8 protein-coding genes are annotated in these 12043 nt (G+C 67.3%); 4 read left to right on the top strand and 4 right to left on the bottom strand.

What is annotated here, in order from left to right; genetic code table 11:
• Positions 1-128: 128 nt before the first annotated feature.
• A complete protein-coding gene (locus tag ACP2WS_RS04555; protein WP_426459703.1) occupies positions 129-1058 on the top strand; it encodes a class I SAM-dependent methyltransferase in 930 nt (309 codons plus the stop codon).
• A gap of 40 nt (positions 1059-1098) precedes the next feature.
• On the opposite strand, the gene ACP2WS_RS04550 is transcribed toward ACP2WS_RS04555, so the two are convergent.
• The 3 genes from ACP2WS_RS04550 to ACP2WS_RS04540 all read right to left on the bottom strand — a co-directional run bounded on the left by ACP2WS_RS04550 (position 1099) and on the right by ACP2WS_RS04540 (position 5729).
• Entirely contained in the window at positions 1099-1557 is a 459-nt protein-coding gene (locus ACP2WS_RS04550; protein WP_374492402.1) for a RidA family protein, read from the bottom strand.
• 316 nt (positions 1558-1873) lie between these two features.
• Entirely contained in the window at positions 1874-2884 is a 1011-nt protein-coding gene (locus ACP2WS_RS04545; RefSeq protein WP_374492401.1) for a transglutaminase family protein, read from the bottom strand.
• 73 nt (positions 2885-2957) lie between these two features.
• The gene (locus ACP2WS_RS04540; protein WP_426459702.1) at positions 2958-5729 is read right to left on the bottom strand and encodes a circularly permuted type 2 ATP-grasp protein; all 2772 of its coding nucleotides are present in this window, start codon (positions 5727-5729) and stop codon (positions 2958-2960) included.
• Positions 5730-5944: 215 nt separating this feature from the next.
• On the opposite strand from ACP2WS_RS04540, the gene ACP2WS_RS04535 reads away from it, so the two are divergent.
• From ACP2WS_RS04535 to ACP2WS_RS04525, 3 genes are all read left to right on the top strand, one after another.
• Positions 5945-8512 carry a DNA internalization-related competence protein ComEC/Rec2 gene (locus tag ACP2WS_RS04535; RefSeq protein ID WP_426459701.1) on the top strand — a complete coding sequence of 856 codons (2568 nt, stop codon included), beginning with the start codon at positions 5945-5947 and terminating at the stop codon, positions 8510-8512.
• A 270-nt stretch (positions 8513-8782) separates the two neighbouring features.
• Positions 8783-10222 carry a circularly permuted type 2 ATP-grasp protein gene (locus ACP2WS_RS04530; RefSeq protein ID WP_374492396.1) on the top strand — a complete coding sequence of 480 codons (1440 nt, stop codon included), beginning with the start codon at positions 8783-8785 and terminating at the stop codon, positions 10220-10222.
• Between the two features lie 134 nt (positions 10223-10356).
• Entirely contained in the window at positions 10357-11325 is a 969-nt protein-coding gene (locus tag ACP2WS_RS04525; RefSeq protein WP_426459700.1) for an alpha-E domain-containing protein, read from the top strand.
• A 150-nt stretch (positions 11326-11475) separates the two neighbouring features.
• Here ACP2WS_RS04525 and ACP2WS_RS04520 read toward each other — a convergent pair whose 3' ends face one another.
• Complete coding sequence (locus ACP2WS_RS04520) at positions 11476-11793, bottom strand: hypothetical protein (RefSeq protein ID WP_426459699.1); 318 nt, start codon at positions 11791-11793, stop codon at positions 11476-11478.
• Positions 11794-12043: the final 250 nt, after the last annotated feature.

Here is a 12043-nt window from a genome sequence, read left to right as displayed (position 1 = left end):
CTGGCGGGCCCGGTACGGGCTTGTCAGAGGGGGCAAAGGTGCGCCAGAATGGAACAGGTTGCAGGTGCCGTCGAGTGATGGATTCCTGCTGCGCTGTTCCATGTCCTGCCTGTCTACGGGGAGCTCCCATGCAGTCTGCCGAAGGTCCTCCTTTTTCCCAGTCCCCTGCTGCCTTGCGCGGTGCCGATGAAGCTGCTGCAGGGCAGGGGCGCAGCGGGGTGTGTGCATCGCTCTCGTGCGTGCCCTCCACCCTGCTGATTCCGCTTGCGGGGCGGGCGTTTGGGGATGCGCTCTATCCGGCGCTGGCGGTGGACGATGTCTATGCCCGTCGCACCCTGGAAGCACTGGGAGAGGATGGACAGCGCTGGCTGGAGGATCGTGCCAGTGTATGGGGCACTCTGGTGCGCACGCAGTATGTGCGTACACTGGCCCGTGCGTTTCTGGAGCGGCATCCTCAGGGGCATGTGCTGAATCTGGGGTGTGGCCTGAGCCAGTACTTTCAGTGGCTCGACAATGGCCGTGCGCGCATGACCGAGATCGACATGCCGGAGGTCATGGCGCTGCGGCAGCGTCTGCTGCCTCCGCTCAATGACCGCCACCGCATGGTGGCCAGGGATCTGTCCCAGCCGGGATGGTGGGAGGCCGCCGGGGTGGACGCGGGCGGGGAGGTACCCCTTTTCATTCTGCTCGAAGGCGTGAGCATGTATCTGGATCGTGCCCAGGTACGGGCACTGCTGCGCACGGTGGGGGAGCGGGCGCCGGGCGGATCGATGCTGGTGCTCGATGCCCTGTCGGAGGTGGCGCGCGGGCCGACCCAGTGGCATCGGTCGCTGCGGCACACCGGGGCATGCATCCGCTGGGGGCTGCATCGCCAGGAGGATCTGCAGACGCCGCATCAGCGCCTGAAGCTGGCAGGACAGTTCGACGTGATGGCAGGATACGACTGGAGCAGCGCACTGGGATGTGCGGGGTTCCGGTTCTGGACCGGGGTGCCGTTCTACGGGCTTTATGTGCTGGCCGTGGGCGGCGGGGAGCCTGCGCCGGTGGAGGCCGGCTGAGGGGCCCCTTCCCGAAGGAAGGGGTGTCGTCGGCAGGGGATCAGATTTCGGCGATCAGTTCGATCTCGACGCACGACCCCATGGGCAGCTGTGCCACGCCGAAGGCGCTGCGGGCATGGGCGCCCTTCTCGGCACCGAAGACCTTGCCGAGCAGTTCGCTGCAGCCGTTGGTCACAAGGTGCTGTTCGGTGAAGTCGGGAGCGGAGTTGACCAGGCTCACCACCTTGACGATGCGCCGGATGCGGTTGAGATCTCCCACGGCAGCATGCAGCGTTCCCAGCAGATCCACGGCAATGGCCTGCGCTGCCTGGGCACCAGTGGCGGTGTCCATGTCCTTGCCGAGCTGTCCGACCCAGACCTTGCCGTCACGCTTGGCGATGTGGCCGCTGAGGTAGACCTGGTTGCCACTTTGCACAAAGGGCACGTAGGCGGCGGCGGGCACGGCAACGGGGGGCAGGGCAATGCCCATCTGCTCGAGCTGGGCGTAGATATCGGACATGGATGATTCTCCTCGGGGATCGATGAAAAGACAGACGAAAGGGGGGGTGTGCAGAGCACACGCAGAACACACAGAGCACCACACCCTTCTGCATCCGCAGCAGGGAGGGCCCCTCGGCACGGCTGGAGAGTGGGCCTCTGGCGGTGTCGCTGGCCCTGCTGGAGCCACCGTGCAGACAGGCGCCACACAGGCGCCACACAGGCGCGCAGTGCAGCGGAATCATTGTAGGAGGATTGGCAGGAGCGGGTGGCGTGGACAGTGGCCATGGGGGCATCGTGCACTGCCCAGGGCCCATTCTTAAATCCGAGGGCCGTCGTCAGGGCGCGGGAACCGCAGGCGCGGCAGGGGCAGGCTGCGCCGGGTTGTCGACGGGTTCCACCGTGACGCCCACCTGCAGCGAGTGCGAGGCGCCCCCCGTGAGCACGCCGCGCAGAGGGGTGACATCGCCGAAGTCACGTCCTGTGGCCACCACGATGTAGTCGGCTCCTGGAGTGCCCCAGCCGAAGCGGTTGTTGGTGGGATCGAAGTCGCACCAGTAGCCGCGCGTGATGCCGCTGGCGGGCCGGAAGGGCAGGGCCTGGGCATCGTTGAGCGGGGTGGAGGAGAGCTGCAGGTCGACTTCGGCATCGGGCAGATAGACCGAAACCCAGGCATGGGAGGCATCGGCGCCGATGAGGCGGGGCTGACCGGGCGGCGGGGTGGTGAGCAGGTAGCCGCTGACGTACCGTGCGGGCAGGCCGAGGGAGCGCAGGCAGCCGATCATGATGTGCGCAAAGTCCTGGCAGACGCCCTGGCGCTGCGCGAGCGCGGTGCGTGCCGGGGTCTGCAGGTCGGTGCTGGCCGGGGCGTAGCGGCATTCCGTGTGGATGCGTTCGGTGAGGTCGATGCAGGCCTCGAACAGCCCGCGTCCGGGCGTGAAGCTGGGTTCGGCGTATTCGCTGAAGTCGCTGTGCCGGGGGACGTAGGGCGAGGGGTAGATGAATTCGGCCGCCACGTCGAACGGCTGTCCAGCCCGGTAGGCAAACCGCTCGCGGACCTGTTCCCAGGGGGCATAGCTGTAGCCGATGGCGGGCGTGACGGTCTCGATTTCGGTGCAGGCGGTGACCTGCAGCTGCTGGTGTGCAGCGGCCACGCTGAAGTAGCTGCGCTGGTTGCCGTACACATCCTGGGAGGTGGACAGGGAGGCTGGCTCGGGCGTGATCACCAGGCTGTGCGAGAGCACTTTCTGGTGCAGGGTGTCCACCGGACGCAGCCAGGCCATGTGCTGGGCCGACTGCACGGTCTGGCTGTAGAGGTAGGTGGTTTGGTGGGTGACGCGCAGATGCATGGCGGAGAGGGCGGAAATCGGAATCGGGAAGGAGGTCAGGCCAGGGGCAGCAGGGGCAGCGGTTCCGGGGGGATCAGGTGCCGATGCTCTGGCTGATGGCGTCTGCCGCCGGGTAGAAATACGTCTGCGAGACGGCGGTGTTGATGGCGTCGGCCACGATCTGGCATTGCTGCAGCAGGGCCTGCAGGCTCGTGCTGTCTGGCAGGGTGTCCGGAGTGAGCTCGGTGGCAGTGTCGGGGGTGGCGTGTTCCCATGCCGACAGGTCGGGCCAGATGGCCTGCAGCGCGGGCCAGTGCATGGCATCGTCCTGGAGGGCGGAGGGAGCCGGCGTGACCGGCGGCTCCTGTGCCGATGCGGGTGGCTGATGGGCCGTTCCCGAAGTCACGGGCAGGTGGTGCAGCAGGTCGCGCAGTTCGCCGAGTGTCCAGTGCAGGGAGCGCGGGTGGCGGGGATTGGCGATGAGGGGCCGCCAGGTCTCCAGCGTGGGGAGCACTTCGGTATGCAGTCGGGGCTGGGGCTGGCGGTTGTCGAACAGCGACAGCAGGGCGATGCTTGCCTGCGCGTCGTGGTGGACACCCTGTTCGAGCGCATGCTGCAGGGTGTTGGCCACGCAGGCCAGGCGCTCGACCATGCGCCCGAGCATCAGCATCTGCCAGCCGATGCCGCGCGGCAGGCGGTCGAACTGCACGCCGGTCACCGCTGCGAGGGCATGGCTGAGATCGACGAGCTGGCTCACCACATCCTGCGCGGCCGGCAGCGGAGGGAGGCTGCCGTCGGGGGCAGGGGCGGGCGATACGGTGTCGTGCAGGGTGTCGAAGCCGTGGCGCACTTCCTGCACCAGCTGCCAGTGCTGGTGCGAAAGGTAGCTGCGCAGCATGGAGGTGACGTTCTGCATGGGCAGGATCGTGCCGGCCAGCCCGGTGTGGTCCTGGCACAGCGAGGTGGTCAGGGCCGCTTCGAGGGCGGCGGCCGTGCCCTGGTGTGGCGCGTCGGGGGCGAGCAGTTCCTGGTCGAGGCTGACCCGCCAGAGCCAGTCGAGCAGCACGGGGCCGGGGGCATCCTGATGGCTGAGCCTGTCGAAGGCCATGATCGAGAGGCGGACGGTGTTTTCGCTGCGTTCGGTGTAGCGCCCGAGCCAGAACAGGTTCTCGGCCATGCGGCTGATGAGCAGTTCGGGTGCGTGGTGGCGTGCATGGGGGCGCGGGGTGGATGCCGAAGGGGCCGGAGCAGGGGCGGCGGCGGCAGGGGCCCGCGCAGGCAGGTCGGCAGCGCTGGCTGTGGACTCCGGCAGGATCCACACGTCCACGCTGCTGCCGCCACGCTGCATCGAGGCGATTTCGGTATCGCCCATGGCCAGTCGTGCCATGCCGCCTGGCAGGGCCATCCAGCCGTCGCCATCCCGGATGGCAAAGACCCTGAGCACGACGGGACGCGAGGTGAGTTGCGCGGCACCGCTCGCGCCATCCTGCCGCCAGCAGGCGGTTTCGGACAGCGGCATGTACTGCTGAAGGGTGTAGTCTCCTCCATGCTGGTGGATGCGCGATTCCATGTCCTGCAGCTGATCGGGGCGCAGATGGGCGCCCAGCTCCGAGGCAAAGCCGTGGTACAGGTCGCTGCCAGCATAGGTGGGCTTGATGGCCATCTGGGTCAGGCGCGGGAGGGCCTGTGGCAGCACGGCCTCTTCGCCGCACCACCAGGTTGCCAGTGCCGGCAGCTGCAGGGGGGCGCCCAGCAGGTGTTCGGCAATGGCCGGCAGAAAGCCCAGCACGGCCGGGGATTCCAGAAATCCGCTGCCGGGGCTGTTGGCCACCACCACGTTGCCTGCGCGCAGGACCTGCAGCAGCCCGGCCACACCGAGCGCCGATTCGGGGCGCAGCTCCAGCGGGTCCATCCAGTCGTCGTCCACGCGGCGCAGGAGCCCGTGCACGCGCACCAGCCCCTGGGTGGTTTTGAGGTAGAGCTTTTCCTGGTGAACGCGCAGGTCGCCGCCTTCGACCAGGGGAATGCCCAGAAAACGGGCCAGATAGGCCTGCTCGAACCATGTTTCGTTCATCTGCCCCGGGGTGAGCAGCACCAGCGTGGGCGTTTCGCCGGCGCCCACCAGCGGCTGACAGTGGGCACGCAGGCTCTTAAGCAGGGCCTGATAGGCATGGATCAGCTTGGGCACTCCGAGCTGCTCGAAGGTGTCCGGAAACTGCTGCCGCACGAGGTGGCGGTTTTCCAGCAGATAACCCAGCCCCGAAGGGGCCTGGGTGCGCTGGGTCATGAGGTGCCAGCCCCCCGCAGGACCCCGGACGAGATCGAAGGCCACCAGATGCAGGTAATGCCGCTGCGCGATGCCGTGCATGGCGCGGAGGTAGCCTGGATGGCCCTGCACCAGGGCCGAGGGCAGCAGACCGTCGCGCAGCAGCTCCTGTCGGCCGTAGATGTCCTGCAGAATGCGCTCCAGCAGCTCCGCGCGCTCCAGGATGCCGGCCGAGAGCGTGGCCCATTCGGCGGGGGGAATCAACAGGGGCAGGAGATCGACTTCCCACGGGCGCTGGGCGCCCTGGCTGTCGGAATAGACGTTGTAGCTGATGCCGTTGCCCAGCACCATGCGCCGCAGGCGCAGCAGCCGCTGGGTGAGATCGTCCGGCGTCTTGCGGGCCAGTGCATCGAAGAAGGTGCGCCAGTGCGGGGCCATGTCGGCGGGCGACAGGGGACCGGCGCTTTCAGGCACGGAACGGCCGAGCAGTTCGCTGTAGTGCCCGGCGGTGGACGGCACGTCGAGTCCCGGAAGCGTCCAGCCGGCATCACCTCCAGGTGCAACCGGTGCGGCGTCGAGAGAGGCTTGGGGTGCATTCATGGAGCTAGTCTAGCGACAGCCGGCCCTGCCTGCAGGCCGCATGGCACACAGCCTGTCGCATGCCCGACAAATACGCACGCTTTTTTATGTCGCAAGACCCTGCACGATGCGCCCATGCCACGGACAGGCAGAGGGCGCATGGCATGATGCGCATGCGTACTTTGGTACTTTCCATTTTCTATCGATGAGGTCCTTGGTGCATGGCTGGTGCACACATGTCTTTTCGCTCGCTGGGGTGGCCACAGGCTTGGCGCCGTTTTTCCGTCACTCCTGCCGCTCTGTGCTGGCTCGCGGGGGTGGCCGTGCAGCTGCAGCAGGCCAGGCTGTGGACGGGGGTGTCCTACGCAAGCAGTGCAGGCGCAGCCCTGCTGCTGGCGCTGCTCTGGCTGCGTCGCAGGCGTCTGCCCGCGCTATGGCTGTATCTGGCTCTGGCGGTGCTGGGGTGGAGTCTGACGGGTCTGCGTGCGGTGCAGGTGGCCTCGCAGGCACTGGACCGGGATCTGCAGGGACGCGATCTGGTCGTGGTGGGCCGTGTGGTGGGACTGCCTCAATGGGGGGAGGACGGCACGCGCCTTGCCTTGCAGGTGGAGTCTGCCCTGCAGGAGGGCACGGCAGTGCAGCTCCCGCCACGGCTGGCACTGGGCTGGTACCGTCTTCGCTCCTGGCGGGGGCGCGAGGTGCAACCCGAAGGTGCTGCCCCGGTATCCGAGGAACTCGCCTCAGCCCCTTCCGAGCCCTGCCGCATGTGCGTCATGCCGGGCGAGCAGTGGCGCATGACCGTGCGCCTCAAGCAGCCGCACGGCAACCGCAATCCCTGGGCCTTCGACAGCGAACTCTGGATGTGGGACCAGGGGCTGGGCGCCACGGGCTACGTGCGCGGCGGGCGCTCCGGCGCACCGGCTGAGCGGTTGGCCGATGCGCGTCCCCTTGATGCTGCCGCCTGGATCGACCGTGCCCGTGTCGCCGTCCGCACCCGCATCTACCAGGTCGTAGCACCCGGCGTCGTTCCCTGGGAGCAGGGCCGGGCTGCCGCCGCACCCCCGGCGGGAGGTGGTGCAGGGCGGGCGCGGGTGGCCGGGGTGCTGGCTGCGCTGGTCATGGGGGACCAGTCGGCCATCGATCGGGACGACTGGGACATCTTCCGCATCACCGGCGTGGCGCACCTCATGAGCATTTCCGGGCTCCACATCACCATGTTCGCCTGGCTGGCCTCGGGGCTGGTCGGCTGGGGCTGGCGCCGCACGGCGCGCTGGAAGTGGCCGCTGTGCCTGGCCATTCCGGCACCGCGCGCAGCTCTGTGGGGCGGAGTGCTGCTGGCATGGCTGTATGCGCTGTTCAGCGGCTGGGGGGTGCCGGCCCAGCGCACCGTGTGCATGCTGGTGGTCCTGGCAGTCCTGCGGTCCGGCGGGCGGCAATGGCCCTGGCCGGCCCTGTGGGCCGTGGCCGCTGCCGCCGTGGTGGCCTGGGACCCCTGGGCGCTTCTGCAGGCGGGGTTCTGGCTCAGCTTCGTGGCCGTCGGCATTCTGTTCGCAGCGGGGCAGGAGCAGACGGCGCCGGCAGATGGCTGGCGGGCCCGCATCATGCACACTCTGGCCGGATTCGGACGCGAGCAAATGCTGGTGCTGGCGGCCCTGACACCGCTGACGCTGATGATCTTCGGGCAGGTTTCGCTCGTGGGTACCCTGGCCAACCTGGTGGCCGTGCCCGTCGTAACCTTGCTCGTCACTCCGCTGGCCATGCTCGGGGCGCTGTGCTCGCCCCTGTGGCTGGCGGCAGCCTGGTGCGTGCAGCAGCTCATGGCGCTGCTGGGCTGGCTGGCATCGTGGCCGTGGGCGCAGTACCAGGCTGCACAGGCGCCCTGGTGGGCCGGTGTGCTGGGCGTGGCCGGAGGGGTGCTGCTGTGCATGCGCGGGCCCTGGCCCTTGCGATGGCCGGGAGCGCTGATGATGGTGCCCGTGCTGGCCTGGCAGGCCCCACGGCCGGATGCAGGGGAGTTCGAGGTCCTCATGACCGACATCGGGCAGGGCAGCGCGCTGGTGGTACGCACGGCACGGCACACCCTGCTCTACGACGCGGGCCCCCGCTATGGCGCGCACAGCAATGCGGGCGACCGCGTGCTGCTGCCGCTGTTCCGCGCGCTCGACGAGACCCCCGACGTGGCCGTGCTCAGCCATTCCGACACCGATCACATCGCGGGCATCGAGCCGCTGCTGCAGGCCTATCCGCACCTGCCCCTGCTCGGATCCATCGCCCCGGACCACCCCCTGCAGCAGCTGCGGGCCGTCGAACCCTGCAGCGTGGGTCAGGATTGGCAGTGGGAAGGGGTGGACTTCCGGTTCCTGCACCCGCTCGAAACCGACTATGTGCCCCAGGCCAAGACCAACGCCATGAGCTGCGTGCTGCGTGTGAGCAACGGACGCCGCACCGTGCTGCTCACCGGAGATGCCGAAGCGCCCCAGGAAGCCGCCATGCTGGCCCGCACGCCCCCTGAATGGCTGCGGGCCGATGTGCTCGTGGCGGGGCATCATGGCAGCAAAACGTCCAGCAGCCAGCCCTGGCTGCAGGCCGTGGCGCCGCACTGGACCCTCATCCAGCATGGCTACCGCAACACCTATCACCATCCCCATCCGCAGGTGCTGGCGCGCCTGCACAGCGTGGGCACCATCGTGGTGCAGACGGACCAATGTGGTGCGGGGTGGTGGAGTTCGGCCACCAATGCCATCCGCTGCGAGAGGGAAGTCCACCGGCACTACTGGCAGCACGAGGTGCCCACGCCTCCCTGAAACCCTGCAGATTCCTGCGCAGGGCCGCTGTACCGGCCTGTGTCCGCGCGAAAATGGAGCCGTCCCGTCCGGGGTCTCCTGTCTCTGGAGCAGAGCAAACGGTGTGGGCGCCCCCTGCATTTTCCTGTCGTGTGCATGTCTTTTCGGCATGGGCTCTGCAAGTCGGCATCAAACTTGCTGCACTGCCCACAAACAGGTGCGTGGGCAGTCTGGGGCGCCCGAGCCACACCCTCCGTCACGGACCTGCGGACAACTACAGGAGATTGGTTCATGCTCGCATTCGACGAAATGTATGCCTCGGTCCCATATGCGGATGCCCCGACCAGGCAGCAATACCAGCGCTACGCGCAATGGCTGTCCCATCAGCCCATGCAGACCATGCTCCACCGGCGGGAGGAAGCCGAGTTCATCTTCCGTCGCGTCGGCATCACCTTCGCCGTCTACGGCGACAAGGATGCCGATGGATCGGGCACCGAACGTCTCATCCCGTTCGATCTCATTCCCCGCATCATTCCCCATTCCGAGTGGGATCTGCTCGAACGCGGCCTGACGCAGCGTGTCACGGCGCTCAACCGCTTCCTGCACGACATCTACCATGACCAGGAAATCGTCCGTGCCGGCGTCGTGCCAGCCGAGCAGATCCTGCACAACTCGCAGTTCCGCAAGGAAATGGTCGGCGTCGATGTTCCCAACCAGGTCTATTCGCATATCAGCGGCATCGACATCGTGCGGGCTCCTGATGCCGCAGGGGTAGGGGAGTACTACGTCCTCGAAGACAACCTGCGCGTGCCCAGCGGCGTGAGCTACATGCTGGAAAACCGCAAGATGATGATGCGGCTCTTCCCCGAGCTCTTCCGCAGCTACCAGGTGGCCCCCGTGGCCCACTATGCCGACCTGCTGCTCGAAACCCTGCGGGCAAGCGCCCCCACCGGCGTGCCCGACCCGGTGGTGGTGGTCCTCACTCCCGGCATGTACAACAGCGCCTACTTCGAGCATGCCTTCCTGGCCCAGCAGATGGGGGTGGAGCTCGTCGAGGGGCAGGACCTTTTCGTCAAGGACGGCTTCCTCTACATGCGCACCACCCGGGGACCCGAGCGTGTCGATGTGATCTACCGCCGTGTGGATGACGACTTCCTCGATCCCAAGGTCTTCCGGCCCGACTCCGCACTCGGCTGTGCAGGCTTGCTCGACGTGTACCGCGCCGGCCGTGTCACCATCTGCAACGCAGTCGGCACCGGCATTGCGGACGACAAGTCCATCTACCCCTATGTGCCCCGCATGATCGAGTTCTACCTCGGTGAAAAGCCCATTCTGCACAACGTACCCACCTGGATGTGCCGCAAGCCCGACGACCTCGCCTACGTGCTCGCGCACCTGGAGGAGCTGGTCGTCAAGGAAGTGCACGGTGCCGGCGGCTACGGCATGCTCATCGGCCCCACGGCCAGCAAGGCCGAAATCGAGGAATTCCGGGCCGTGCTCAAGGCCCGTCCCGAGGGCTACATTGCGCAGCCTACCCTCAGCCTGTCGAGCTGTCCCACGCTGGTCGATGCGGGCGTGGCACCCCGCCACATCGATCTGCGCCCCTTCGTGCTCAGCGGCAAGACCGTGCAGATGGTGGCGGGTGGCCTCACCCGCGTGGCGCTCAAGGAAGGCTCGCTCGTCGTCAACTCGTCGCAGGGCGGGGGAACCAAGGACACCTGGGTGGTCTGAGCCGCGGGCGCTCCATCCCCTTTCAGGGAGCCCTGCGGATGCTGCCGAGCAGGGCTTTCCACCGGATGCCGGACGTGCCGTCTCCCATGGCGCGGACCGATACAGGCAGACAGACCATTACATCGCCACATATCATGCTTTCCCGTACTGCCGACCACCTTCTCTGGATGTCCCGCTACATCGAGCGGGCCGAAAACACCGCCCGCATGCTCGACGTCAACTACCAGACCAGCATGCTGCCCCAGTCCGCGCTGCAGGCCGAGCAGGGCTGGGCAGGCATGCTCTCGATCTGCGAGCTGCTCCCTGCCTATCGCGTCAAGTATGGCGACATCCAGCCGGACAAGGTCATCACTTTCATGGCGGCCGATGCCGACAACCCTTCCTCCATCATCGCCTGCATCCAGGCCTCGCGCGAGAATGCCCGGGCCGTGCGCGGCAGCCTCACCACCGAGGTGTGGGAGACCTACAACCAGATCTGGCTCGAAGCCCGGCGCCAGCTGCGCGAGGGCATCCTGCAGACCGATCCCAGCGCCTTCTTCGAGTGGGTCAAGCTCCACTCCCACCTGGCGCGGGGCGTGATCCTCGGCACCATGCTGCTCGACCAGTCGGTCTTTTTCATGCGCCTGGGCACCTTCCTGGAGCGGGCCGACAACACCGCACGCCTGCTCGACGTCAAGTTCCATGCCCATCTCTCCCCCGAGTTCTTCGCGGCCGACCCCGAGGCCGCCAACACCCAGGAGGAGCTGGACTTCTACCACTGGAGTGCCATCCTGCGCAGCGTCTCGGCCTTCGAGATCTATCGCCGCGTCTACCGCGACGTCATCACTCCGCCCCGGGTGGCCGAGCTGCTCATGCTCCGGCACGACATGCCCCGCTCGCTGCTGGCCTGCATGAACGAGGTGGTGGCCAATCTGGAACGCATCGGCGCGAGCGTCGATGCCAGCCACTCCCGTCGTCTGGCCGGGCGCCTGCAGGCCGACCTGCAATATGGGGACATCCAGGAAATCCTGGCTACCGGCCTGCATGCCTATCTCACGCACTTCCTCGAACGGGTCCACGCCGTGGGCCTCGCCGTCAGCGAGGAATTCCTGCAGTTCCAGTGACTCGGCAGGCACTCCAGGGTGCACGGCGCATGGCGCAAGGGAACTGCCGCCCTTGCGTCGCGTTTTCCTCTGCTTGCTTCCCGCTGCTGAGCAGCAAAGAGCGCCCTCCACGGAGCTGCCGCAGGGCAGGGTGGCAGCAGGGGCGCCGGGCTATCGGCCCCAGTCGTTGCCGTTCAGATGCAGCCGGATGCGGTTCACCGGCAGCCCCTGGCGCTGCAGGCTCGCTACCCAGACCGGCAGCAGATGACGTGCCTTGGCGGCTGCTGCGTTGTTCGAGACAATCAGGCACCACTCGCCTTCCTCCACCGCGCCGAACGCGATATGCCTGCGCATCGGGACCGGAATGAGTTTGCGGATGGCCTCTCCGCACGACTGGGACAGCCGCACCCGCGCCATCAGGCTCCCCAGCACGGGGGCTTCCTCGGCGGCCTGACTCAGGGGAATGGCTTGGTGGTGGCGCAGCGTCATGTCCGCATTATCGGGCACCCTCTGCGCTGCATGCCGATACACACATGCCCAAAAAGTACACGCCTGCATGAAGCCCTGGGAAACCCCCAAGGGTAAAATGCCCCGTTAACCTGTCCTGACACAGATGCGGACACGGCCTGCAGGAGGCCGTGCCTGCGCGTGCGGAGTTGATACGGGCCCGAGTGCCCCCATCTGCCGCAACACCTTTTCGCAATCAACACAAGGAAGAAGCTTCCGTTCCCGACCGCCG

Source organism: Brachymonas moutaii (nom. illeg.), from assembly GCF_049977365.1.
Taxonomy (GTDB): domain Bacteria; phylum Pseudomonadota; class Gammaproteobacteria; order Burkholderiales; family Burkholderiaceae_C; genus Brachymonas.
The sequence above is the reverse complement of the archived record's forward strand: the minus strand, read 5'-3'. Positions and strand labels throughout refer to the sequence as shown.